Below are 23011 nucleotides of genomic sequence, written 5' to 3'. Positions count from 1 at the left end.
ACGTACAGCTTGGGCAGGACAAAGACGAGCGAAGATTTCGATAAAGGGGACAGGGACAATGACCGTTACGGTTTACACCAAACCTGCGTGTGTACAGTGCAACGCAACCTACCGTGCGCTGGACAAAAAGGGCATCACTTACCAGAGCGTTGACATCTCCCAGGACGCCGAGGCCCTCGAGCGCCTGAAGGCGCTGGGCTACATGCAGGCACCTGTTGTAGTCACGGACCAGGACCACTGGTCAGGCTTCCGCCCGGACAAGATCGAGGAACTGGCACTGTCTGCCGTTTCCTCCGTGGCCTAAGGCCCTGCACTTTCGCCAGCCGGCAACTTTCAATCCGCACACATGAGGTGACTCCCGTGTCAGCACTGGCAGTAGCCAGGGCCCAGGTGGCCCCGTTGGCGCCTGTCACCACACAGAGCCAGCTCATCTACTTTTCCTCCACCTCCGAGAACACCAGCCGCTTTGTCGCGAAGCTCGGATGTGAGCTGGCACGGATCCCGCTCCATGCAAAGGATGCACCCCTTCTCGCCACCCGGCCTTATGTCCTGGTAGTGCCGACGTACGGGGGCACCGGGGGAGAGGGCTCCGTGCCCAAGCAGGTGATCCGGTTTCTGAACGACCCGCAGAACAGGCAACTGATCCGCGGGGTTATCGGTGCAGGCAACACAAACTTCGGGGACAACTACTGCATGGCCGCGGACATTATTGCCGCCAAGTGCAACGTCCCCCGGCTTTACAGATTTGAACTAATGGGCACGCCAGAAGACGTCGCCCGCGTACACAATGGATTGGACACGTTTTGGACACGACTGTCGCAGACACAGAAGTAACCAGGGCCGAAGGCCAGGGCACCCGCGCAGGCGCCGCCGTCGAAAAGCCCGAGATGCCGGCCGCCTATAAGGGCCTGGGCTATCACGAGCTCAACGCCATGCTGAACCTGTACGGTCCGAACGGCGAGATCCAGTTCGAGGCCGACCGCGAGGCTGCACACCAGTACTTCCTGCAGCACGTGAACAACAACACCGTCTTTTTCCATGACCTGGAAGAGAAGCTCGACTACCTGGTGAAGAACCAGTACTACGAGCGCGAAACCCTCGACCAGTACACGATGAACTTCATCCGCGAGCTCTACAACCGCGCGTACAAGAAGAAGTTCCGCTTCGAGACCTTCCTGGGCGCGTTCAAGTTCTACACGTCCTACACGCTGAAGACGTTCGACGGCAATCGATTCCTGGAGCGCTACGAGGACCGCGTCTGCATGGTGGCCCTGCACCTGGCACGCGGCGACGAAAAGCTCGCCCTGCAGATGGTGGACGAGATCATCGAAGGCCGCTTCCAGCCGGCCACGCCCACGTTCCTGAACGCCGGCAAGAAGCAGCGCGGCGAGCTGGTCTCCTGCTTCCTGCTCCGCATCGAAGACAACATGGAATCGATCGGCCGGTCCATCAACTCGGCGCTGCAGCTGTCCAAGCGCGGCGGCGGTGTGGCGTTCGCGCTGACCAACATCCGCGAAGTGGGCGCCCCGATCAAGCAGATCGAGAACCAGTCCTCCGGCGTCATCCCCGTGATGAAGCTCCTCGAGGACAGCTTCTCCTACGCCAACCAGCTCGGTGCCCGCCAGGGTGCCGGTGCGGTGTACCTGCACGCGCACCACCCGGACATCTACCGCTTCCTGGACACCAAGCGCGAGAACGCGGATGAGAAGATCCGCATCAAGACCCTCTCGCTGGGCGTTGTCATCCCGGACATCACGTTCGAGCTGGCCAAGAAGGACGAGGACATGTACCTGTTCTCCCCGTACGACGTCGAGCGCGTCTACGGCATGCCGTTCTCCGACGTCTCGGTCACCGAGAAGTACTACGAGATGGTGGACGATTCCCGGATCAAGAAGACCAAGATCAAAGCGCGCGAGTTCTTCCAGACCCTCGCCGAGATCCAGTTCGAATCCGGCTACCCGTACATCATGTTCGAGGACACCGTAAACCGGGAAAACCCGATCGACGGCAAGATCATCATGTCCAACCTGTGCTCGGAGATCCTCCAGGTTTCGCAGCCCACGACGTACCACGATGACCTGTCCTACGACCAGACCGGCAAGGACATCTCCTGCAACCTGGGTTCGCTGAACATCGCCAAGGCCATGGACAGCCCGGACTTCGGCCTGACCATCGAGACGGCCATCCGGTCCCTCTCGGCGGTCTCGGACATGTCCAACATCACCTCGGTGCCGTCCATCGCCCGCGGCAACGACCAGTCCCACGCCATCGGCCTGGGACAGATGAACCTGCACGGCTATTTGGCCCGCGAGCGGGTCCACTACGGTTCCGAAGAGGGCCTGGACTTCACCAACATCTACTTCTATTCGGTGGTGTACCACGCGGTCCGCGCCTCCAACCTGCTGTCCATCGAGACCGGACAGACCTTCGGCGGCTTTGAGAAGTCCAAGTACGCCTCGGGCGAGTTCTTCGACAAGTACACGGAGCAGGAGTGGGTGCCGCAGACCGAGAAGGTTGCGGAGCTGTTCAAGAACATCCACATCCCCACCCAGGATGACTGGCGCGAGCTGAAGGCCTCCGTTATGGAGCACGGCATCTACAACCAGAACCTGCAGGCCGTCCCGCCGACGGGCTCGATCTCCTACATCAACAACTCCACCTCCTCGATCCACCCGGTGGCGTCCAAGATCGAGATCCGCAAGGAAGGCAAGCTGGGCCGCGTGTACTACCCGGCGCCGTACCTGACGAACGACAACCTGGAGTACTACCAGGACGCGTACGAGCTCGGCTATGAGAAGGTCATCGACACCTACGCCGCAGCCACCCAGCACGTGGACCAGGGCCTGTCCCTGACGCTGTTCTTCAAGGACACCGCCACCACGCGCGACATCAACCGGGCCCAGATCTACGCCTGGAAGAAGGGCATCAAGACCATCTACTACATCCGTCTCCGCCAGCTCGCGCTGGAGGGAACCGAGGTGGACAACTGCGTCAGCTGCATGCTTTAATCTTCAACTAAATCTGGACAGTACGACGGCGGGCGCCCGCCCGCCGTCGTACGCTTAACTTCAAAGAACAACCCAACTTTTAGGGGATGACATGACCGAGAAGGTCAAGCTGCTTAGCCACGTCGAAGCGATCAACTGGAACCGCATCCAGGACGATAAGGACGTAGACGTCTGGAACCGCCTGGTCAACAACTTCTGGCTGCCCGAGAAGATCCCGCTCTCCAACGACGTCCAGTCGTGGGCCACTCTGACTCCGGATGAGCAGCAGCTCACTATGCGCGTGTTCACGGGCCTGACTCTGCTGGACACCATCCAGGGCACCGTCGGCGCTGTGTCTTTGATTCCGGACGCGATCACCCCGCACGAGGAAGCCGTCTACACGAACATTGCGTTCATGGAGTCCGTGCACGCCAAGAGCTACTCCTCGATCTTCTCCACGCTGGCCTCCACCAAGGAGATCGACGAGGCATTCCGCTGGTCCACTGAGAACGTGAACCTTCAGAAGAAGGCCCAGATCGTCATGGACTATTACCAGGGCGACGATCCGCTGAAGCGCAAGGTGGCCTCCACGCTGCTGGAGTCCTTCCTGTTCTACTCGGGCTTCTACCTGCCGATGTACTGGTCCTCACGGGCCAAGCTGACGAACACGGCTGACCTGATCCGCCTGATCATCCGCGACGAAGCCGTCCACGGCTACTACATCGGCTACAAGTTCCAGAAGGGCCTGGAAGGTCTCTCCGAGGAGCGCAAGCAGGAGATCAAGGACTACACGTTCGAGTTGCTCTTCGAGCTCTACGAGAACGAAGTCCAGTACACGCACGACCTCTACGACTCCGTTGGCCTCGCCGAGGACGTCAAGAAGTTCCTGCACTACAACGCCAACAAGGCACTGATGAACCTGGGCTACGAGGCCATGTTCCCGGCTTCCGTCACCGACGTGAACCCGGCCATCCTCTCGGCACTGTCACCGAACGCCGACGAGAACCACGACTTCTTCTCCGGGTCGGGTTCTTCGTATGTCATCGGCAAGGCCGTCAATACCGAGGATGATGACTGGGACTTCTAGTTCCTCCTCCTTTGTTCGTACCCAACAAACCTGCAACAGCCCCGCACACATACTTGTGCGGGGCTGTTGCCTTTAAGTTGGACTTTTGTTCCCGACTGTCACATTGGAGGCGAGATGGTGCCGCGACGATGACTCCCTATCAGGCGGCGTACTGGGTGATGTTCAGGCTGTCTACGGTGACTGTGCCGCCGAGGGCGTAGATGGCGACGTCAGTGCTGGTGGGTGCCGGGAAGATCAGTTCCGTAATGGTGAGTTGGCCTTCCTGGGCGAAGACTTCAAGGGAGCAGCGGTCCACGAAGATCGTGAGCCGGTAGGAACCGTCGATCGCGCTGATGGGGGCTGTGTCGATGGATGGGAAGGATTCATGGAAGCTGGTGTTCCCTGATGTCCGGCGGTCGACATGGAGGGTACCGTGTGCCGGCCGGATACCGACGCGGGTTCCGTGGGAGCCGTTCCCACGGACGATGATCCCGAATTCTTCGACGGTCCAGGGGATGAAGGTGACCTCGATGCGTTGGACGCTGCCTGATGCCCCGTCGAGCACGCGTGTGCAGTCGGAGAATTCCATCCGTTCAAGGCTGAATGACGGTCCGGCACTGGACACTGCGGCGAAATCTCCGGCGGCCTCTTGGAACAGCCGCGCTTTTCCGTCAACAGTTCGGAGGGATACTTCGCGGACCAGGGACATGGGGCTGCGCCAGGGCGAGGTGGGGATCTGGTTGGCGTATTCCCAGTTGTTCATCCAGGCGATCATGAGGCGGCGGTTGTCGGGGGCGTCGCTGAAGGAGACTGCGGCGTAGTAGTCACGGCCCCAGTCCAGCCACTGGTACTCGCCCAGCCGATCCGGGTCCTGGACGCCTTCGGTCACGGTGGTGGCCGAGGTGAACGTGGTCCCGTCGAAGTCGCCGATGAAGTACTGCCCGGCAGAGCCGTTGTTCGGGCCACCGGGGTTGAGGTTTACGGTGAGGACCCACTGAAGGTTCTCCGGGTCGCCGTCGACGGGGAGGGGGAAGAGGTCGGGGCATTCCCAGACGCCTCCGGTGGCGTTGGCCGGGCCGAAGGTACTGAGCAGCTCCCAGTTTTTGAGGTCGTGGGACTTGTACAGCACCACCTGGAAGTCCGTGGCTTCCACGGCGACCATGACCCAGTAGCTGCCGGCACCGCCGTCGTACTTTATGACCTTGGGGTCCCGGAACTCGGCGGATCCGCGGTTCAGGACGGGGTTGGCGGTGTGTTTGGTCCAGGTGTAGCCGCCGTCGCGGCTGTAGGCGAGGGACTGGGCCTGGAGCCCGGCGTGTGCGGAGCCGGGTTTGAAGGCGCTGGTGTAGACGGCGACCAGGGGCGGAGCCGAGTCGGTACCGAAACCGCTGGTGTTGTCGCGGTCGAAGACGATGCTGCCGGAGAAGATGTCTTCGTCGTCGTCGCAGGCGATGGCGATGGGGTGTTCGGTCCAGGTGGTCAGGTCTGTGGAGGTGGCGTGTCCCCAGGACATGTTCCCCCACACGTTACCCAGCGGGTTGCTCTGGTAGTAGAGGTGGTAGACGCCTTCATGATGAATCAGGCCGTTGGGGTCATTGAGCCAGGTGTTCCGGGCTGAGTAATGCAAGGCCGGGCGGAAAGTGTCGGCTGTCGTGGCGGTCGCGGCAGTCATGAAGGTCATTCTCATTTCGTTGCAGGTTGGGACTCTTGCAAAATTGGGCCAAGAACCAGCAAGTGGATCTGGTGGCGGGTGGGCCGATGCGGAAGCACCGGCCCACCCGTGCTTTGGAAGCTAGGAGTTCTTTTTGTAGCGGTCGTAGGCCTGCTGGTAGACCTCGATCATTTTGTCGACGCCGACGTTCTTGAGTTGGGAGACGTAGCCGTCCCATTCCTGCTCGATGCCGCCGGAGACGATCCACTTGGCGACGTTCTGCTTGACCAGTGAGGTGGTGTCGGTCTGGATGGTGCTGATCTGCTGCAGTTCTTCGTTGGAGAGGGCGACCGGTGGGTAGCCGTCGTTGCCGGCGAAGGGCTTGTAGAGTTCGTTGACGGTTTTCTGGCGTTCGGCGGCGCGTGGTTCGGGAGCGACGACGGTGGTGAAGTTATCGGCGGTGTTGGCCTTCGGGCCGCCCGGGGCGACTTTCTGCCGGCGTTCGCCTTCGCTCGTCCCGGCCTGGGCTGGGATCTGGGTCAGGAGTCCGCTGGCGTCCTTTTGGAGGGTTTCACCGATGGGCCCCCAGTTGGCCTGGGCGGACTGGATGGGGTCGTAGAGGTTGTCTGCCCAGCGCATGGTCGCGGCCGGGTATTTGTTGGTCCGGGTGATGGCGAAGGCGCCGCGGGCGATTTCCTGGTTGTTGGACTGGCTGGCGATCCGTTTGCCGTCCACGCCTTCGAGCACCGGGACCAGGGTGTAGTTGTTGGCACGGTCCGCGCCGACCATTTCGGGGACTTCCCACCAGACGAAGGAGCCAAGGTTTTCGGTGGCCGCCTTGCCCTTGGCCAGGTACGCCTTGTCATCCTGGGAGAAGGACTCGGGATCGATCAGGCCTTCCTGGTACCACTCATGCAGGGTCTGAATGGCTTTTTTGTAGCCGTCCTGGGTGGGGGTGAAGATGACTTTGTCGTCCTGGACGATGCGGTGGTCCATGTTGTCCGGCACTCCGCCGAGGGCGGCGATCAGATCAACGATGTCCCCGCACCAGGATCCGGGCATGAAGCTCAGCGGGATGGTCTTGCCGGTCCCGGACGCATCCTGGGTCTTGAAGGCCAGCAGCGCATCGTGGAACTCATCGATGGTCTTCGGCATCGGGATGTTCAGTTTTTTCAGCCACGACGTGTTGATGGCGAGTTCGTTGGGGAACTGGACCAGGCCGAGTTCCTCGATCGATGGCAGGGAGTAGATGTGCCCGTCCGAGGAAGTGATGGCGGCCTTGATGTCTTGCCGGTCAGAGAGCAGCTTGGCGAGGTTGGGTGCGTTCTTCTCGATGAGCCCTTCGAGCGGGATGAGGGTGCCACTGGCGGAGTAGGTGGCGATCTCGGCGTCGGTCAGTCCGGTGTTGAAGAAAGCATCGGGCAGGTCACCGCTGGCCAGGATGAGGTTCTTCTTTTCCTGGAAGACCGTTTCGGGCAGGTTTTCCCAGTTGATGTGGATGTTGGTGGCTTTTTCCCATTCCTTGACCACGGTCATGGTGTTGTAGTCCGGGGCCAGGGCGGCCTTGGTGCCGGAGAAGGTCAGGTCGAGTTGCTTGCTGACGATGGGGAAGCCTGTTTCCTGGAAGCCGAAGTCCGCGGAGGCGTCTTTGATCTCCGTGGTGCCTGAGCCGCCGCCGGAGCAGGCGGTGAACATCAATGTTCCGGCCAGGACGGCGCCGAGGGCGGCGTATTTACGGCTGAGTGACATGGTCATTCCTATTCTGAGGTGGGTTCTTGCGGTGGGTGTGCTGCCGTCCGACGGCGGTTGCCCGGGCGGTTGATGCGGTGAGGAGCTATTTGACGGCGCCGATCATGGCGCCCTTGGTGAAGTGCTTCTGCATGAATGGCAGGGCAATCATGAGTGGCAGGCTCGAGACGACGATCATGGCGTACTTGGTGAGCTCTGCGATCCGTTGCGCGGCGGCATAGGATTCGATGTCCCCGCCGGTGGTTCCGGTGGAGGAGACGTCTGACTGGATCAGGATGTTGCGCAGGACGAGCTGCAACGGGTACTTGGAGTCGTCGTTGAGGAAGATCAGTGCGTCAAAGAACGAGTTCCATTGCGCCACGACGTGGACCATGATCATCAGCATGATCAGTGGCTTCGACAGTGGGAGCACCATCTGGAAGAAGAATTTGAAGTCCGTTGCCCCGTCCATCTGGGCGGCTTCGCGCAGTTCGTTCGGAATGGTGTGCTCGAAGAAGGACCTGGCGATGATCAGGTTCCATACGCCCACCGCTCCCGGCAGAACCACTGCCCAGACGGTGTCCAGCATGCCCAGGTCGCGGACCACCAGGTACTTGGTGATGAGTCCGCCGTCAAAGAACATGGTGATCACGAAAAGGAGCATCAGGATCTTCCGGCCAGGCATGTCCTTGCGGGACAGTGCGTAGGCGCCGCACAGGATGGTGCTGACGCTGACGGCGGTGCCGAGCACGGTATAGATGACCGTGTTGCCCAGACCGTTCCAGATCCGGCTGTCGGCAAAGATCCGCTCGTACCCCTCCGTGGTAACACCGGAGGGAAGCAGCCAGACTTTGCCTTCGTAGACGGCGTTCGGGTCGCTGATGGAGGCGATGACGATGAAGTACAGCGGGTACACCACGGCCAGGATGGACAGCAGCAGGACGGCGGTGGCGCCAATGTTGAAGGCCCGGTCGCCGTATTTGTCGCGCAGGGTCCGCTTGGGACGGAACTGGCTGAGGGGCCGGCTCCGGTTCTCGGTAGTGCGGGGGTTGGTTGTCAGAGACATTTCGGCATCACCACAGGGTCGCTTGGTTGGCCCGGCGCGCAATCGTGTTGAAGACGAGCAGCAGCGCCAGGTTGAGGAGGGAATTGAACAGGCCAATAGCGGCCGAATAACTGAACTGCGCCTGCTGCAGACCCGCGTGGTAGACGTAGGTCTGGATGATCTCCGAGGTCGAAATATTCAGCGGCGTCTGCATCAGCAGTGCCTTCTCGAAGCCGACGTTGAGCAGGTTGCCGATGGCCAGGATGAACAGGATCGTCACCACCGGCATGATGCCCGGGAGGTCAATGTGACGGATGCGCTGGAGCTTGGAAGCGCCGTCCACCTTGGCAGCGTCATGCAGTGCCGGGTCGATCGCCGCCAGTGCCGCGAGGTACACGATCATCGAGAATCCGGCGTTCTGCCAGACATCCGAGATGACATAGATGGGGCGGAACCACTCCGCCGAACCCATAAAGAAGATCGGCTCCCCGCCGCCCAGCTGGATGGCGTTGTTCACCAGCCCCGACCTCGGGGACAGAACCACGAACATGATGCCAACCACCACCACGGTGGAGATGAACGCGGGCGAATACAGCACGGTCTGGGTGAACTTCTTGAACCTCTCGCTCTGGAGCTGGTTGACCAGCAAAGCCAGGATGATTGGAATCGGGAAGGCCACCAACAGTCCAAGGACGGCAATCCACAAGGTGTTACCGACCACCTGGCCGAACTGGTAGGAGTTCACGAACCTGATGAAGTGCGTCAGACCCACCCAGGGGCTGTCCGTGAACCCGTCCACCGGGTTGTAGTTCTTGAACGCGATCTGCACGCCGTACATCGGCCAGTACTTGAAGACCAGAATGTAGACAATCGCCGGGGCTAGTAATACGTATAACTGCCAGGCACGGGAAATCCTCTTCATTCGGAGCGAAAGAGAAGTTTTTCGCTGCGGCACCGGCGCCGCAGCAGGACGGCCGCGTCGGGCCGGAATGGTGCGGCTCATGGCATCTCCTTAGGATGGGTCACGGAATTTCGTTCAATCAGAGGGCAGTCCATCAGCTCGACCCGGCCATCGGGTTCCGCGTCCTGGAGGATCAGCTCAACCGCGCGCCGGCCCATGGCGACGAACGGCAATTCAAAAGTGGTCAATCCCGGGCGAAGAAACGGCGCCAGAGTCGCCTGATTATCAAACCCCACGATCGAGACGTCCCCGGGGATGGAGAGGTGCAGGTCCGAGACGGCCTGGTAGGCACCCCAGGCGCCGCGGTCGTTCGCGCAGAAGATCGCGGTGGGCGGGTTGCTGGTGGTCATGAGCTCCATCGTGTACTTGTAGCCATGCTCCTCACCGCCTTGCCCGAAGCGGACCAGCGACGGATCAACGGCCAGCCCCGCTTCCTCAAGTGCCGCGCAGTAGCCCTCATAGCGGCCGACGGCGGCGGGAAGGCCGCTTTCAAGGGTTTCGATATTGATCATCCCCACCCGGGTGTGGCCCGCCTCGAGGAGTCGGCTCGTGGCCGCGTACCCGCCTTTGACCTCGTCCGGGGCGACGCTCGGGACGAGACCCGCCCGGTCCTGCGAATTCAGCACCACGGACCTGACGCCCGACAGGGCCTCAGGAACTTCCAGCCGCCGGTGATACATGGCGGCATAGACCACGCCGGCGACCTTATAAGAGAGCATGGTGTCCAAAGATGCGGCCTCGAGCTGCTTATCACCGCCGGTGTTTACCGAGAGCAGGAGGAGTCCGTCTTCCCAGGCCCGCTGCTGTGCGCCTTCGATGATGGCGCCTGCAAAAGGAGTGGTGGCCACGGAATCGCCAATGAACCCGATCATGCCGGCCACGCCCTCGCGAAGGACTTTGGCGTGGGCGTTGGTACGGTAGCCGAGCCGTTTCACGGCGTCCCGAACACGCTTGCGCGTATCCTCGGAGAAACGCGACCCGGAGGCTGAATTCAGCACCAGCGACACGGTGGCCTGTGAAACGCCGGCAGCAGCAGCGACGTCGTGCATTGTCGGTCCTGACTTTGGCCGTGATCCAGCCATGATGGGCACCTCCTCGGGCCAGTTGCTTTCGTGAGTTATTCGTATAACTTCGTAAACTGTATCGTGCATCACATCAGCGGTCAACAGGGCGAGTCGAACCACATAAATCCTCCGTTTAGACCCGCTAGGGTGCGTCATTGAAAACCTCCGGGGGTCAGGGTTTCCCGCAAGGCGACGTCGTGCCAACAAGAGGCTCTGTGGGCTTGGTTAGGGGACTAGGTCATTGGTACTTCGGGCGTGCTGGCAGTGCCCGGCGTCCTTGCGGAACTAGGTCTCGCATTCAGTCCCAGACTCCTACTACGGTCGCATCGTCGAAAGCGACGTGCGGACCGGTATCGCCTTCGTCCGGGGCACAGCAAGCCATGAAGAACCCGCTGGCGTCCAACTTATCCGCGCTGCAGTAACCCACGTTTGCTTCGTCCACCTACCGGGACCCGAATCAAAACCCTCAACGGGGCCGCGCAGAGCGGGCCATACTGGCATTCTTCGGCGGCGGAAGCTACGTTTCGGGCGGTGGCTGCATGGAATTTGGCGGGCTCATGCTCAATGTCGCAGGTGCGGGTGTGGGTCTCCTCGGCGCCGGTGTCACGGTGAAGATCCATGGAACCAAAGCACTAAGTCAGGCTGATGAGCACCGAAGAATTGTCGACGTCGCGATAGCGCCGCTCGATGTGCAGGACGAGCTCCACCGCGGGGTGAAGGAGTGGGCGCGTGATCAGGACGGGGTCCTCAGCCATCTGGTATCCCAGGCGACGAAGGCGATTGACGTTCTGGAGTCCGAGTCGTTCGACTCCACCAGGAAGCTTCACGGCAAGCGGCTCCTTGTCGCCTTTACCCTCGTCACGGCGGTGGGACAAATCATCAGCGTGCCAGCCGTCGGCGAGGACGACAGCCTCGATGGGACTACCGAACAACTCACGTTTAGATCCCCCGATACAACCACGGAGGCCACAGATGACTGATCAGAAACGCGTACACGAGGGCAAAGTGCTGCCTCCGGCGGTGGACCGGGTCAGCTCCGCTGATGCGCTCGGCGCGTTCAACGAGATCGTGGGATTTTGCGCGAGGCGATCCAGATCCACGAGACGGAGAGCAGGAAACGCGAGAAGCTCAAGACATATCGGGAGACCGAGGTCGCAAGGATCAAGACATCCGAGAAGACCCTTCGGTACTACCTGGACCGGACTTACGAGGAGCGCCAGTAGGCGAACCACTGATCATTCTGAGGAGCCAGCGCGTCCCGCAGGGTATTCACATAGCGGTCGGCCGGCATCTGGTGTGGATTGCCGAAGGTGAAGTCGCTGCCCGGCACCTGCCCATGCCCGCGGGCACCGTACTCCCGGATGTAGGCGTTAACCCGCTGAAAGGAGGGGATCGACGCCAGCCGTGCAGCGCGATCAGATACAGCCGAGGTTGTCTGGGATGTGGCTGTCGGATCGTTCATGTCAGCGCTCCTGTGTAGGGCAGCCCGGTGGGGCGGCAGTCGGATGGGCGGCGCCCTGCCAAGCCAGCGGAGGCCGTAGTAAGAGCCATTGTTGACTCGACGACGCATTGGAGTAAAGACTCCGCGATAATGACCCGGACCAGGGCGTGCCTCCGGTATCGGGTATTTACGTGGGTATAGGGTCTGGTGCTATGGCGCTGCGACTTGTTCAGGTGAATTTCAAGGCTCGGGATGACTCGGCGCTCGGCCGGTTTTGGGCGGAGGCGCTCGGCTGGGGTGTTTCCAGCGAGGGACCCGGAGTGACCAATGTTGAACCCGTGGGCTTCGCATGGCCGGACCCCACCGCCGTGTGCGTCGATGTCGTGACCGTCCCGGACCCCGAGACAGTGAAGTACCGCGCGCACCTCGATCTGGCCACCACGTCCTTGGCCCATCAGGCGGAGCTGGTGGCGCGCCTCGTGGAGCTCGGTGCGACGCCCGCGGATGTGGGCCAGGGTGATGTGCCGTGGAAGGTCCTGGCAGACCCGGAGGGCAATGTGTTCTGTGTGCTGGAGCCGCGATCGATCTACCGGGACACCGGGCCGATTGCCACGGTGGTGGTCAACTGCGCCGATCCGCGGGCCCTGGCCCGGTTCTGGGGCGAGGCCACGGACTGGACCGTGCACGAGGTGAACGACGATCATGCGAGGCTGCGTTCGGCCAAGGGCGTCGGGCCGTATCTGGAACTACTTCGCACGTCCGGAGTGGAGACGGTGTGGAACCGTGTCCATCTCGACGTGATGCCGTACCCGGGTGGTGATCAAGCGGCAGAAGTGGCCAGGCTGCGGGCTCTGGGCGCCACCGACGCCGACGTCGGCCAGGGCGATGTGCCATGGGTGTGCCTCGCCGACCCTGAGGGCAACGAGTTCTGCGTCCTCGCCCCGGGCTGACGCAGAGCCTTGCATATCGATTCCGGCTAATCCACCGAATCTCCTTGGGAAAAGTCTTGCGAAAGCTCGGCTTCGATTTCGCTGATGCTGGGTAGCGTGGCAGCGAATTCCTCTGGCAAGGACGCCACAATCGCGGATTCCCATTCGGCGATACCGATCGGTTTCGAGAAGCCCCGCAAAGAGTACTCGGCCACGACGTTGTTCTTCGTTTTGCACAGCAGCAGTCCGATGGTCGGCTCGTCGTCAGGATGACCCAGGAGGTCGTCGACAGCGGACATGTACATGTTGATCTGACCCAGATACTCCGGCTTGAAGGCGGTGGCCTTCAGCTCGACCACAACGAAGCAGCGGAGCTTGAAATTGTAGAACAGCAGGTCGGCGAAGAATTCGTCCGCCCCGATGGTCAACCGGACTTGCCGGCCAACGAAGGCGAATCCCTGGCCGAGCTCCAACAGGAATTTTTCGACGTGCACCACGAGTTGTCCCTCAAGCTCACGCTCATTCCGCTTGCCTGTCATGGCCACGAAGTCGAAGACATATGGGTCCTTGAATGATTGCTGGGCAAGATCCGAATCCGACGGCGGCAATGTTGCTTTGAAGTTGGTGATCGCCTTGCCGGAACGTTCGGAGAGCTTCGTCTCGATGTGGTGGGCAAGCACGTTCCGTGACCAGCCATTCTCGACGGCGGCAGCGGCGTACCAGCGCCGGGCGCCCGAGTCCTCAAGTTTGTCGAGAAGGATGACATTGTGGCCCCACGGCAATGTTGCAACAGGCTGTTGCAACATTGGGAAGTCAGGCCAGGCTTCGGCGAACGACTTCATATAGCGGAGATTTCGCGGCGAAAATCCACGTGCCTCGGGAAAAGCCGAGCGGACGTCAGCCGAGAGCCGCGTTACCACTTTGCTACCCCAACCTTGGGCTGACTCTCGCTTGGCCAATTCGCTGCCAATCACCCAGTACGAAAGCAGCATCTCCCGGTTGGCGGCCGAAATTGCCCTGGACCGGCCGGAACGGACCTGTGAGGCGACGGACGCCAACAACTCCGGATACCAATCGGGCATGCTTGACGTCGCGGGCGTTGATTCAAACGATGCTGGTGTAGACACGCGGATCGGTTCCCTTTCGTGGCGATCATTTCGCCCTGAACCTATCTGCCGGCACTGACATTCTTGATCCGCGGGCAAGGTGGCGCCTACCGCTGCAGCCGTAGGCGCCATTTCCGTCTGATGCGCGCACAATAATAGGGACAGGCGGGGCCTTGCCGGCCCTGGTTTTCCGGAGTCGAGGACGGTCACAGTGAGAGCGATTCAGGCCAAGGCCACGGTGCTACTGATGGCGGCGCTCCTTTTGGGCGGTTGCGGCTCCGGCACCGGGAGTCCCGCGGCGTCCCCCGGGCCGGGGACAGCGACGACGGGAGCGGTCACTCCTGGAGCGCCTGTAATCACCATCAAGGACTTCGAGTATGGCGCGCCGCTGACCGTTGCGCCGGGCACAATTGTCACGGTCACCAACATGGATTCAGCGGGCCATACCGTCACCGCGGACCAGGGCCAGGCATTTGACGTGGATGTCCGCGGAAGCGGCGGGACGGCCACGTTCACGGCGCCCTCGGCACCCGGCTCCTACCCCTACTTCTGCACTTATCACCCCAATATGCGCGGGACGCTGATAGTCAAATGAACATGGCACTGAGGGTACTGACGGCACTGGCATTGTTCATCGATGCCGGGGTACATATTTATCTGGCCCCCGGCTACCAGGCGGCCTCGCCTGGCGGAATCGGACAAGGCAACTTGTTCTATCTCGAATCGGCCGCGGCGGTGCTGGCGGCGCTGTGGGTTCTGTTCCGCGGCAGTAGAGCCTCCTTTGCCCTGGCCCTGGTGGTGGCCCTGAGCGCATTCGTGGCCGTGGTGTTGTACCGGTATGTGGATATCCCGGCCTTCGGACCCTTCCCTGCCATGTATGAGCCGGTGTGGTTTCTTGAGAAGTCGCTCAGCGCCGTGGCTGAGGGAGCCGGAGCGCTCTTGGCCGCTGTGGGCCTGGTGCGCACCGCCCCCAAGCGCCGGTCCGCCAAGTAGCAGGGGATCAGGGCATCTGCGCGGGTGGGAGGTTCTTCGCGGCGGGTCCTTGGATGACTGTTCCGTCGGTGGAGAATCGGGAGCCGTGGCAGGGGCAGTCCCAGGTGGCGTCGGCGGAGTTGAAGCCGACGGTGCAGCCCAAATGGGTGCACGTGGCGGAGACGGCGTGGACCTGCCCGCCTGCGTCTTTGTAGACGGCGGTGCTCTCGCCGTTGACGGTCATGACTTTCCCCTGACCCGGCGACAGTTCCGTGTGGCCGGGCCGGCCGCGGAGTTTGCCTGCCAGGACAGCTGCCACGGTCTTGAAGTTCTCCTCCGCGAACCGTTTCGCGCTGGCTGCCGGGGTGAACCGGTTGCTGTTGAACACCGAGGCCCAGGGGTTTTCCCGGCCGCTGAGGGTGTCGGCAAGAATGAGGGCGGCAGCGGTTCCATTGGACAGGCCCCATTTGCGCAGGCCGGTGATCACGTACACGTGTTTGGCGGTGGGGGACATAAGTCCGGCGTAGGGCAGCCCGTCGAGCGGGATGCCGTCCTGTGTTGACCATCGGTAGGCGATCTTGTCCACACCGAGGCGGTCGTGGGCGAAGGTGGCGAGTCTGCGGTAACGCGCGGCTGTATCGCCGGGCTCGGACACGCGGTGGCCCTCGCCGCCGGTGAGCACGTAGCTTGTGCCGTTGACGCTGGTGGTCAGAATGGATCGCATCGGTTCGTCGGCGCTGATGAACGTGGCGTCCAGCGGTGGCGTGTCCACGCGGCCGGCGACGAGGTAGGAGCGGTGCGGATGCGACCGCAGGTAGAACAGGCCCTGCCCGCCCCACGGCACATTCGTTGCGACGATGATGCCGCGTGCCCGGACGGTGCCGTGTTCGGTATCGACGACGGCCGGGGAACCATCGTGGACCTGCTGCGCCCGGGTCTGCTCATAGACGAAGCTGCCCTCACCGTTGACCGCGCGGGCGAGACCCCGGAGGTATTTCACGGCATGGATTTGCGCCTGCCCGTCGAATCGGACCGCGCCCTTGAGCGGGAAGGGCAGCGGCACGTCGGTGGTGAAAGCGGCGGGCAGGCCGAGGCTGGCGGCAAGGTTGGCTTCGGCGCGCACGTGGCTGAGCGCGCCGTCGGATTCGGCGTAGGTGTAGTTGGCTACGCGGCGGAAGTCACAGTCGATGGCTTCGGCGGCCACGAGTTGCGCGACGTGTTCGACTGCGGCCTGGTTGGCCTCCCCGTAGATACGCGCGGTGTCGTTGCCGTGTCGGCGCGCAAGTTCCGTGTAGGCAAGGCGGTGAAGGGAGGTGACCTTGCCGGTGGTGTGGCCGGTGACGCCGGTTCCGACGCGGGCGGTCTCGATGACCGCGACGGTCCGGCCGGTGCGTTTGAGCGCCAACGCTGCGGTCAGCCCGGCGATGCCGGCCCCGATGACCGCGACGTCCACCTCCAGCTCCCCCCGGAGGACCGGATAATCGGTGGTTCCGGCGGTAGCAACCCAGAGGGAGCGGGGTTCACCTTCCGGCCGTCCACTGTTCGATGCGTCATTCACTGCGTCACCTCAGGATCACCCGGTACTGCTCGGCTGTGTAAAGGCTGCGTCAGCAGCAGCCGACGCCGAGGGACTGACGGCGACCGTCCCGAGGATTGTGTACCCAGGGGGACGGCCGCCGTCGTCGGTTTTCCACGAACCGTGGAGGCGCTACATAGCGCTTCCCTTCTTCTCCATGGCATCCCGGCCCAGCCAGAGGCCCAGGCCCACCATGCCAACGCCCAGAACCAGGTGCAGCCAGTTGTCAGCAGTGTTGAACGGGACGAAGTTGGCCGCCGTGTTCATGTCGATGACCAGGCCGTAGATCCACAGGACCAGGTACACGACGCCGCCGCCGAGCAGGAACCAGCGGGCCATCGGGTTCGTCCGGGCCATAACGATCCCGGCCACACCGAACAGCAAATGCACGATGTTGTGCAGCACTGACACTTGGAAGACGCCAAGGAGCATGGCCCCGGACTCATGTCCCGCGAAGGTCATGGCGCCGTAATTGGTGGTGATTCCCGGGATGAACCCGAGGACTCCAACCAGCAGGAAAACTGCACCGATACCGATGGCGGTGTTGTGAAGTGTCAACCCCATCATGTGGTGTTGGGCAGGGTGTGACGCGGTAGTCATTTTGTCTCCCTTTCACGCTGGTTGCCGGCTCTTCAGATGGAGAGCCGGCCTTGCGGCAAGGAGTCGCAGGAATCCTGCCGACGCCCACATCGTACTCCGGAAAACCGCCTGTGGGCAGGGGTAACAGTGCTTTGGGGGCCTCGCCCAGAGGTTGACCGCAGCGGCCATCTTTCCCAGACGTCGCCGTCGCTGACATGCTGGTAGGGTGACTTCGATCTTGACCGAACCACCCCGTACCGCGCTCACCTGGAAACTGGTGCCAGCGGTTCTGCTCTCCGTGTCCGGAGTGCTGCTATTCGGTGTCGAGAATGACCTCATGGGCTACGGCGTGCTTGCGTTGAGCCTCGTCACGGCCGCAGTCATCGACCGTGAATTCCTACGGCACCTCGGGCTGATTGCGGCGGGAATGGTGATCATCAGCCTGGTTCCGCTGAACGCTGATTTGAGCATCCCGCACATTGCTCTGATGGGTGGAGCCCTTGCGTTGGCCGTGCTGGTGCCGTGGCTGGTGTCCCGTTTCGCCTACCGCGAGAGGATCATCAAGTTTCCGGTGAACACGGGCCGCAAGTGGCCGTTGAGCGCAAAGCTGTACCTGATCGCTGTTGTGGCCCTCGGCTACCTCATCCTGCCGGTCTACCTGATCCGCACCGGCGTGTATCAGAACTGGCCGGACGCGTCCGACCCCACCATCTTCTGGCGCCTCTTTCTCGGCGTCAACGCGGTTGGAATTTGGGACGAGCTGTTCTTCATCTGCACCACGTTCACGCTGCTGCGGCGGCACTTCCCGGACTGGCTCGCCAACATCCTGCAGGCCGTGGTCTTCTCGTCCTTTCTCTGGGAGATCGGCTACATGGCCTGGGGGCCGCTTCTTACGTTCCCGTTCGCGCTGCTGCAGGGATACACCTTCAAGCTGACCAAGTCGTTCACCTATGTTGTGACGGTGCACCTGGTCTTCGACTTTGTGCTGTTCCTCGCACTCGTGCACGCGCACAACCGCGACTGGCTGCCGATCTTCTTGTACTGAGCCCTTGCGCCGTGTGAGGAGGTTTCCAGGTGAGAACCAGTTTTTAGGTCATATGACCTAAACTTTCCTGTATGAACGATTTACTTGAACATAAACCTGCCGGTCCCGTCCTGATCGTCGGTGGATACGGCACCGTTGGAACAGCCCTTACCGGGCTCGCCGCGCCCCTGTGGCCCCTTGTCCTGACTGGTAGAAATCCTGACGGCGGAGCCGCTCTTGCCGAAGAACACAACGTGACTGTGCGGAAGTGGGACCTCGACGACCCTGCGCCATTCGCCGCCCAGGCGCGGGCCGTCATCAGCGTTGTCAACGATCCCAATGACCGGGTGCTGCGTGCCGCCGTCAGCGCAGGAATCCCCTATGTGGACATCACCCGCTGGACGAGCCGCCTCACTAAGGCTGCCACGCAGGCAACGCTGCTCGGCCCGACTGCCCCGGTACTGCTGTCCTCCGGATGGATGGGCGGGGTGATCAGCCTCGTTGCAGCAAGGTTGGCGGAAGATGCGGACGGTGCACAACAGGTCGATGTTGCCATCCGCTACGACACCAATGACCGGGCCGGCGCGGACTCCGTGGACTTTATGGACCGGCTGGGGCACGACTTCGAGGTCCGGAAAGATGGCAGGCCAGTGATCGTCAGCCCGTTAAGCGACACCCGCTCGGTGGATATTGCTGGGCACCCTACGAAAGTTGCACGGCTGGACACTCCCGAACAGTTCACCTTCCCCATGACCCTTGGCGCCGGGACCGCCTCAACCCGCATCGGCTTCAGCTCCAACGTATCGACGTCGGCCCTCTTGGCGGCGAAGGCGGTGGGGCTCTTCCGCTGGGGCCGAGGAAGGCGTTGGGCGTCCGTCAGGCGCTCACTCTTGTACTCGCCGGGCAAGGGCGGCATCGCCCATGTCCGCGTTGATGTTCAGGGACGGAAAGGTACCCGAACCGCTCTGATTTCAGACCCGCTCGGTCAAGCACACCTCACCGCGCTCGGTGGGTTCCTCGGGCTGCGCAATGTCCTGCATCAGGACTCACGGCCTGGCGTCAGCTTCCCGGAGAGCACTCCCCGCCTGGCCGAAATGCTCGCCGAACTGGAGCTGCACGGTGTGACAATATTGAGGTCATGACCGGAACCAAGGGCGCCCTCAGACAGACGACGATCCTTGATGCCGCTGAGGAAGTACTGGTCGCCAAAGGCAACGCTGGCTCCGCAATGAGGGATTTTGCGGCCGCGGCAGGGGTCCGGGTCGGTCACCTGCAGCACTATTTTCCGACCAGGGCAGACCTGATCCGGGCCGTTCTTGATCGCTCGCTCAAGCGCTCACTTCAACGGCTCAAGGAAATGTCCGGGATCGGCGTCGGAGACGGTCCGGGCGCAGGCGAGCTGTTGACGCGGAAGCACTCGGAGCGGTTGTTTACCGCACTCCTGGCTGAACACTCGGATCCGGCCGGAGTCGGAATGCACGTTGAGGTCTGGGCCATTGCCGCGGCAGACGAGCAGATTGCCGCGGTGGTCAGGGCCTTCTATGCCCAATACGCTGAGCATGTAGCTGACCTTGTGGAGCGCGCCAGGCCCGAACTCGGCGAACCACAGCGCAACGCAGTAGCCAGCACCGTGGTTGGTCTCTTTGAAGGCGCGGCCGTGACGCGTTCGGTCATCGGTGGCCTCCGTCCGGAGGGCTCCGATGCCGAGCTGATCCGCACGGCACAATGGCTGGTCCACGGCTTCTGAAACCGCTCCGTAGGCCGGAGGCAAACAAAGTCATCTCGGCCGTACGGATGTTGGTTGTTGAGCTTGTCGCAACCTATCCCGATGGACGTACTGGCTGCCGCAGGACAGTCCTTAGCTTCCCCGGAGCCACTCGCTTGGGGTCGTCCAGGTAGATCTCATGGTGGTTCCCGTTTGGAACCAGGTCATGGGCAGGCAGGAACTTACTGTGCAGCCTGGCAAGGGTCGGCACCTCCCCGCTGTTCGGCCCCACGTGCATGATCTGGGCGCACAGGCCTTCGTGAAGGCTTTCGAGCCGCAGGCTGGACGGCGGCTCACCCATGCTTGCTTTCGCCTTATCCACGGCATCCTCAAACATCGCCGCCGTCAGCCAGCCCGGTTCAAAGACGATCATCATCCGCCAGTTCAGCTGGTCTCGGTTTCCGTGGATGAAGTCCTGGATATCGTCCGCCCACCAAAGGCCTTCCAGCGGTGGTTCTACGAAGTGCTTGCCCATTTGTTCTCTGGCGAAAGGCTTCATGGGGTCGATGACTGCATACAACCACTTGATGGCGTCTGCGAACGCAGGACTGTCTGGCCCGCCTCGCCCGTCGACCATAACGAATCGCATCTCTGGCACGTCCACCAGGACGAAATCGGTGACGGGTGGCAGGTACAACTCCTTCAGCCTGGCCCGCAGGTCTTCATCTTTCACATTGCCACCGTTCACGGCATCCCGGCCAGGCGCGCGCACGCGTCCCACAGGCGCTTCCGGGCTTCGGGGTCCGATCCCATTCCGGGCGTCGGGAGCTCCTTGCGCTTGGCCCAGAGCTTTCCGGAGACTCCTGCTGTTTCGCGCGACGTGGCGAGCCAGAGCGGTGTATCCGCCGCCTTTTCTGCCGGTGCTCCAAATGTGTTCGTGATCCAGCGGAATGGGCCCCCGACGTCCTGCAGCAGCGTCGTGTTCTTGACCAGTCCCGGATGGGCGGCATTGGCGACCACGCCTGAGCCGCGCAGACGCTCAGCGAACTCCTGCGTGAGCAGAACCCTGGCCAGCATTGTGGGCGGCGTCGAGCGAAGGTAGCTGTACTTGCCGCTTGCAGTCTGGAGGTCGTCGAAGTTCAGCCTTGCATTGCCATACCGGGACGCGATGTTGACGATACGGGAATTGCTGCGTGGTGCGGCTGCGTGGTGCGTGAGCGCGTCCAGCAGCAGGTCCGTCAGAAGGAAGTAGGCCATCACATTGGTGGCAAAGGTCAGTTCGAGCCCATCGCGGGTTACCTGACGCTCCTTGCGGAACACGCCCGCTGCGTTGACCAGCACGTCGAGCCGGTCGTGGCGGGACAGGAACTCAGCCGCCGCCGCATGGATCGAGGACTGGTCTGAGAGGTCACAGACCAGTGGTTCAAGTTTGGCGCCCGGAACCAGCCGGCGGATGCCCGCCATCGCCTCGCTCGCCCGGGTTGTTGAGCGCCCCGCCACGACCACCAAGGCACCCTCACGTGCAAGGCCCGATGCCACAGCGCCTCCCAAGCCGCCGGCCGCGCCCGTCACCAGTGCCACGGTCCCGTCCATGGATGCCATCGCCTCGCCTCCTGACGCGTTGCCATCTTGTCGTAACGATGAGGCCGCGGTGGAGCCGGGGATTTCCGGCGCTAGCCTCGACTAGTCAAAATCACAACACACGCGAGCCGGATTGACCAGACAACATTCTTACACCACCAGCCGCAGCGGCCTTTCGCCCAACCGCACCGTGATTTCCTGGCCCCAGGATGCGGTCAGGCGGTCTGATTCCATGCCGTCGCCGAACACCACCAGCTGGTCGGATGCCACGGTGATCCGGAGTGTCTCGACCGCCTCCAGCACCCCCTCCGTCAGGAAGGCCCCGGTGATGGGGGAGGGCCAGGCCTCGCGGACGAACCACGCGAGCTGGGGGTCTGCCGGCGCCGGCAGGGCGCGTCCTCCGCGCTCGAGGGCGATGGAAGCGCACCAGCCCGTGGCGCCTGTTCCGGTGGAGACGATCAGCCCGGACGAGGACTGCCGTTCGGTCCGGCCGTCAGGGGTGGTGAGCTGGTACCGGGCCGACTGGTGCGTGGCGTGCCCGACGAAGATCTCGTTGAGCGCCGAGAGTTCCTGCCCGTCGTCGAGGTGTGCCGTCACGGTGGCAAGCTCCTGGCTGTTCAGCCGATCCGGCCCGGCCAGGGCAGCTTCGTGGAGCAGCTTTGCTGCCTCGTTGGGCGTGTGCCGGACCAGGACGTCGGGATTCGCTCCCGGCTCCGGATCGATCCCGATGACCGGTTGACCGTTGAGGTACTTGGCCGCGTTGGCCACCAGCCCGTCCTGGCCCACCACGGCCACGATGTCCTCCGCGGTGAGCAGGAAGCGGCTGAGGTCCGTACGCTCCACCTCGGCGTGGCGCCATTCGGCCGGAACCGCGGCCCGGACCGACTCCAGGGCAACGGTGATCCTGTCGTGGCGCTCCTGGACATCCAGGATGTTGCGTCCCCGCGTGCGGAGGAAGAACTCTGCCTGGCCCCGGGTGGCGTGCCGGTCCAGCAGTTCCTGGAGCTCGGTCCGTCGGTGGACGATGACAAGGCGTGGATTTGCCATGCCGGATCCTACTTCCCCGCGTTGCCGGTGGTGCCCGCCGCTGTGCGGCCTGCATCAGCCAAGGCCGTGCCGCGGGTGGCCAGTTCGATCTGGCTTGCCATTTCGTTCTCGGAAATGGTCCGTTCACGTTCGACGGCGACGGCCCGGCGTTCGTAGACGGCGCGGTCTGCTTCGGCCTGGAACTGTTCGCGGACCGGCGTCTGGAGGGCTCTCTCAACGTCCGACTCCGGCCGGACGGCCGGGACCTGGACGCCGAGGATCTCGATGCCTGTGGACAGGAGCCGGGCGTCCGAGCGCAGCGCGTCGGTAAGGACCGTGCGGAGCTGGCTGACAGCCCGCTCCAGGGCCTCGGCCAGCGTGGTGGTGGCGATCTGGTCGATGGCGTGGAAGAGAGTGGGCAGTTCCTGGTCATCGACGGGAACACCTGGTTTTCTGGAGAGCACCGGGCGGATGACTGTGGGCGACGCCGGCCGCCCCGCGGCTCTCTTCAGGCCCGCCGAAACAGCCCGCCCGACAGCAGGTCGGCCCACGCATGCCGTGCTGAATCCG

24 protein-coding genes are annotated in these 23011 nt (G+C 62.6%); 11 read left to right on the top strand and 13 right to left on the bottom strand.

The features are described from left to right. Positions 1-58: 58 nt before the first annotated feature. The 4 genes from nrdH (at position 59) to nrdF (ending at position 4074) form a co-directional block, all read left to right on the top strand. A complete protein-coding gene (gene nrdH / locus NIBR502772_RS14945) occupies positions 59-304 on the top strand; it encodes a glutaredoxin-like protein NrdH (RefSeq protein ID WP_013601222.1) in 246 nt (81 codons plus the stop codon). A 56-nt stretch (positions 305-360) separates the two neighbouring features. Next, positions 361-834: a class Ib ribonucleoside-diphosphate reductase assembly flavoprotein NrdI gene (nrdI, locus tag NIBR502772_RS14940; protein WP_200950610.1), complete on the top strand. Its 474-nt coding sequence runs from the start codon at positions 361-363 to the stop codon at positions 832-834. A gap of 53 nt (positions 835-887) precedes the next feature. Beyond that, complete coding sequence (gene nrdE / locus NIBR502772_RS14935) at positions 888-3008, top strand: class 1b ribonucleoside-diphosphate reductase subunit alpha (protein ID WP_141142095.1); 2121 nt, start codon at positions 888-890, stop codon at positions 3006-3008. A 91-nt stretch (positions 3009-3099) separates the two neighbouring features. Beyond that, positions 3100-4074 carry a class 1b ribonucleoside-diphosphate reductase subunit beta gene (nrdF, locus tag NIBR502772_RS14930; protein ID WP_024368367.1) on the top strand — a complete coding sequence of 325 codons (975 nt, stop codon included), beginning with the start codon at positions 3100-3102 and terminating at the stop codon, positions 4072-4074. A 139-nt stretch (positions 4075-4213) separates the two neighbouring features. Here the strand turns inward: nrdF and NIBR502772_RS14925 are convergent, their stop codons facing one another. The 5 genes from NIBR502772_RS14925 to NIBR502772_RS14905 all read right to left on the bottom strand — a co-directional run bounded on the left by NIBR502772_RS14925 (position 4214) and on the right by NIBR502772_RS14905 (position 10487). Further along, positions 4214-5725, bottom strand: coding sequence for a glycoside hydrolase family 32 protein (locus NIBR502772_RS14925; protein ID WP_141140793.1), 1512 nt, complete (start codon positions 5723-5725; stop codon positions 4214-4216). A 120-nt stretch (positions 5726-5845) separates the two neighbouring features. Beyond that, the gene (locus NIBR502772_RS14920) at positions 5846-7453 is read right to left on the bottom strand and encodes an ABC transporter substrate-binding protein (RefSeq protein ID WP_104060885.1); all 1608 of its coding nucleotides are present in this window, start codon (positions 7451-7453) and stop codon (positions 5846-5848) included. A gap of 85 nt (positions 7454-7538) precedes the next feature. After that, entirely contained in the window at positions 7539-8498 is a 960-nt protein-coding gene (locus NIBR502772_RS14915; protein WP_141140792.1) for a carbohydrate ABC transporter permease, read from the bottom strand. 7 nt (positions 8499-8505) lie between these two features. Further along, positions 8506-9399 (bottom strand): sugar ABC transporter permease, encoded by an 894-nt coding sequence (locus NIBR502772_RS14910; protein ID WP_246848544.1) that lies wholly within the window; start codon positions 9397-9399, stop codon positions 8506-8508. A gap of 77 nt (positions 9400-9476) precedes the next feature. Then, positions 9477-10487: a LacI family DNA-binding transcriptional regulator gene (locus NIBR502772_RS14905; RefSeq protein WP_141140790.1), complete on the bottom strand. Its 1011-nt coding sequence runs from the start codon at positions 10485-10487 to the stop codon at positions 9477-9479. Between the two features lie 572 nt (positions 10488-11059). Between NIBR502772_RS14905 and NIBR502772_RS14900 the strand changes: the two genes are divergently transcribed. Beyond that, positions 11060-11482, top strand: coding sequence for a hypothetical protein (locus tag NIBR502772_RS14900; RefSeq protein ID WP_141140789.1), 423 nt, complete (start codon positions 11060-11062; stop codon positions 11480-11482). A gap of 224 nt (positions 11483-11706) precedes the next feature. Here the strand turns inward: NIBR502772_RS14900 and NIBR502772_RS14895 are convergent, their stop codons facing one another. Beyond that, a complete protein-coding gene (locus NIBR502772_RS14895) occupies positions 11707-11964 on the bottom strand; it encodes a hypothetical protein (protein ID WP_246848543.1) in 258 nt (85 codons plus the stop codon). Positions 11965-12155: 191 nt separating this feature from the next. Here NIBR502772_RS14895 and NIBR502772_RS14890 point away from each other — a divergent pair, with 191 nt between their 5' ends. After that, positions 12156-12893, top strand: a complete 738-nt coding sequence (locus NIBR502772_RS14890; protein ID WP_141140788.1) for a VOC family protein — start codon at positions 12156-12158, stop codon at positions 12891-12893. A gap of 26 nt (positions 12894-12919) precedes the next feature. Here NIBR502772_RS14890 and NIBR502772_RS14885 read toward each other — a convergent pair whose 3' ends face one another. Continuing rightward, positions 12920-13999 (bottom strand): YhcG family protein, encoded by a 1080-nt coding sequence (locus tag NIBR502772_RS14885; RefSeq protein WP_246848542.1) that lies wholly within the window; start codon positions 13997-13999, stop codon positions 12920-12922. Positions 14000-14189: 190 nt separating this feature from the next. Here NIBR502772_RS14885 and NIBR502772_RS14880 point away from each other — a divergent pair, with 190 nt between their 5' ends. After that, entirely contained in the window at positions 14190-14573 is a 384-nt protein-coding gene (locus tag NIBR502772_RS14880; protein ID WP_210412305.1) for a cupredoxin domain-containing protein, read from the top strand. Between the two features lie 2 nt (positions 14574-14575). Next, entirely contained in the window at positions 14576-14971 is a 396-nt protein-coding gene (locus tag NIBR502772_RS14875) for a hypothetical protein (protein WP_246848541.1), read from the top strand. Positions 14972-14978: 7 nt separating this feature from the next. Here the strand turns inward: NIBR502772_RS14875 and NIBR502772_RS14870 are convergent, their stop codons facing one another. Then, on the bottom strand, positions 14979-16508 hold the full coding sequence (locus NIBR502772_RS14870) for an FAD-dependent oxidoreductase (RefSeq protein WP_141140786.1): 1530 nt from the start codon (positions 16506-16508) through the stop codon (positions 14979-14981). A gap of 150 nt (positions 16509-16658) precedes the next feature. Then, entirely contained in the window at positions 16659-17126 is a 468-nt protein-coding gene (locus NIBR502772_RS14865) for a DUF4383 domain-containing protein (protein ID WP_141140785.1), read from the bottom strand. Between the two features lie 205 nt (positions 17127-17331). Here NIBR502772_RS14865 and NIBR502772_RS14860 point away from each other — a divergent pair, with 205 nt between their 5' ends. The 3 genes from NIBR502772_RS14860 (at position 17332) to NIBR502772_RS14850 (ending at position 19876) form a co-directional block, all read left to right on the top strand. Then, the gene (locus tag NIBR502772_RS14860; RefSeq protein WP_141140784.1) at positions 17332-18150 is read left to right on the top strand and encodes a CPBP family intramembrane glutamic endopeptidase; all 819 of its coding nucleotides are present in this window, start codon (positions 17332-17334) and stop codon (positions 18148-18150) included. 71 nt (positions 18151-18221) lie between these two features. Beyond that, complete coding sequence (locus tag NIBR502772_RS14855) at positions 18222-19271, top strand: saccharopine dehydrogenase family protein (RefSeq protein ID WP_141140783.1); 1050 nt, start codon at positions 18222-18224, stop codon at positions 19269-19271. Continuing rightward, entirely contained in the window at positions 19268-19876 is a 609-nt protein-coding gene (locus tag NIBR502772_RS14850; protein WP_141140782.1) for a TetR/AcrR family transcriptional regulator, read from the top strand. Before NIBR502772_RS14855 ends, NIBR502772_RS14850 begins: the two co-directional genes overlap by 4 nt. A gap of 73 nt (positions 19877-19949) precedes the next feature. Here the strand turns inward: NIBR502772_RS14850 and NIBR502772_RS14845 are convergent, their stop codons facing one another. From NIBR502772_RS14845 to NIBR502772_RS14830, 4 genes are all read right to left on the bottom strand, one after another. Further along, positions 19950-20567 (bottom strand): GyrI-like domain-containing protein, encoded by a 618-nt coding sequence (locus tag NIBR502772_RS14845; RefSeq protein WP_141140781.1) that lies wholly within the window; start codon positions 20565-20567, stop codon positions 19950-19952. Positions 20568-20578: 11 nt separating this feature from the next. Further along, the gene (locus tag NIBR502772_RS14840; protein ID WP_246848540.1) at positions 20579-21436 is read right to left on the bottom strand and encodes an SDR family NAD(P)-dependent oxidoreductase; all 858 of its coding nucleotides are present in this window, start codon (positions 21434-21436) and stop codon (positions 20579-20581) included. Positions 21437-21565: 129 nt separating this feature from the next. After that, positions 21566-22462: a hypothetical protein gene (locus tag NIBR502772_RS14835; protein ID WP_141140780.1), complete on the bottom strand. Its 897-nt coding sequence runs from the start codon at positions 22460-22462 to the stop codon at positions 21566-21568. Between the two features lie 8 nt (positions 22463-22470). Continuing rightward, positions 22471-22905, bottom strand: a complete 435-nt coding sequence (locus NIBR502772_RS14830) for an SPFH domain-containing protein (RefSeq protein ID WP_246848539.1) — start codon at positions 22903-22905, stop codon at positions 22471-22473. Positions 22906-23011: the final 106 nt, after the last annotated feature.

The organism is Pseudarthrobacter sp. NIBRBAC000502772 (assembly GCF_006517235.1).
In the GTDB taxonomy this organism is placed as follows: domain Bacteria; phylum Actinomycetota; class Actinomycetes; order Actinomycetales; family Micrococcaceae; genus Arthrobacter.
Note: the sequence above shows the minus strand (reverse complement) of the source record. Positions and strands in the feature narration are given on the sequence as shown.

What these genes read in the sequence shown, in the direction of transcription:
- NIBR502772_RS14875 (WP_246848541.1), top strand. Translation starts at nt 14,576, where the DNA reads ATGGCACTGAGGGTACTGACGGCACTGGCATTGTTCATCGATGCCGGG.
- nrdE (WP_141142095.1), top strand. Translation starts at nt 888, where the DNA reads ATGCCGGCCGCCTATAAGGGCCTGGGCTATCACGAGCTCAACGCCATG.
- NIBR502772_RS14895 (WP_246848543.1), bottom strand. Translation starts at nt 11,964, where the DNA reads ATGAACGATCCGACAGCCACATCCCAGACAACCTCGGCTGTATCTGAT.
- NIBR502772_RS14865 (WP_141140785.1), bottom strand. Translation starts at nt 17,126, where the DNA reads ATGACTACCGCGTCACACCCTGCCCAACACCACATGATGGGGTTGACA.
- nrdH (WP_013601222.1), top strand. Translation starts at nt 59, where the DNA reads ATGACCGTTACGGTTTACACCAAACCTGCGTGTGTACAGTGCAACGCA.
- NIBR502772_RS14915 (WP_141140792.1), bottom strand. Translation starts at nt 8,498, where the DNA reads ATGTCTCTGACAACCAACCCCCGCACTACCGAGAACCGGAGCCGGCCC.
- NIBR502772_RS14890 (WP_141140788.1), top strand. Translation starts at nt 12,156, where the DNA reads ATGGCGCTGCGACTTGTTCAGGTGAATTTCAAGGCTCGGGATGACTCG.
- NIBR502772_RS14900 (WP_141140789.1), top strand. Translation starts at nt 11,060, where the DNA reads ATGCTCAATGTCGCAGGTGCGGGTGTGGGTCTCCTCGGCGCCGGTGTC.
- NIBR502772_RS14850 (WP_141140782.1), top strand. Translation starts at nt 19,268, where the DNA reads ATGACCGGAACCAAGGGCGCCCTCAGACAGACGACGATCCTTGATGCC.
- NIBR502772_RS14920 (WP_104060885.1), bottom strand. Translation starts at nt 7,453, where the DNA reads ATGTCACTCAGCCGTAAATACGCCGCCCTCGGCGCCGTCCTGGCCGGA.
- NIBR502772_RS14840 (WP_246848540.1), bottom strand. Translation starts at nt 21,436, where the DNA reads ATGGCATCCATGGACGGGACCGTGGCACTGGTGACGGGCGCGGCCGGC.
- nrdF (WP_024368367.1), top strand. Translation starts at nt 3,100, where the DNA reads ATGACCGAGAAGGTCAAGCTGCTTAGCCACGTCGAAGCGATCAACTGG.
- NIBR502772_RS14835 (WP_141140780.1), bottom strand. Translation starts at nt 22,462, where the DNA reads ATGGCAAATCCACGCCTTGTCATCGTCCACCGACGGACCGAGCTCCAG.
- NIBR502772_RS14910 (WP_246848544.1), bottom strand. Translation starts at nt 9,399, where the DNA reads ATGAAGAGGATTTCCCGTGCCTGGCAGTTATACGTATTACTAGCCCCG.
- NIBR502772_RS14905 (WP_141140790.1), bottom strand. Translation starts at nt 10,487, where the DNA reads ATGCACGACGTCGCTGCTGCTGCCGGCGTTTCACAGGCCACCGTGTCG.
- NIBR502772_RS14855 (WP_141140783.1), top strand. Translation starts at nt 18,222, where the DNA reads ATGAACGATTTACTTGAACATAAACCTGCCGGTCCCGTCCTGATCGTC.
- NIBR502772_RS14925 (WP_141140793.1), bottom strand. Translation starts at nt 5,725, where the DNA reads ATGACTGCCGCGACCGCCACGACAGCCGACACTTTCCGCCCGGCCTTG.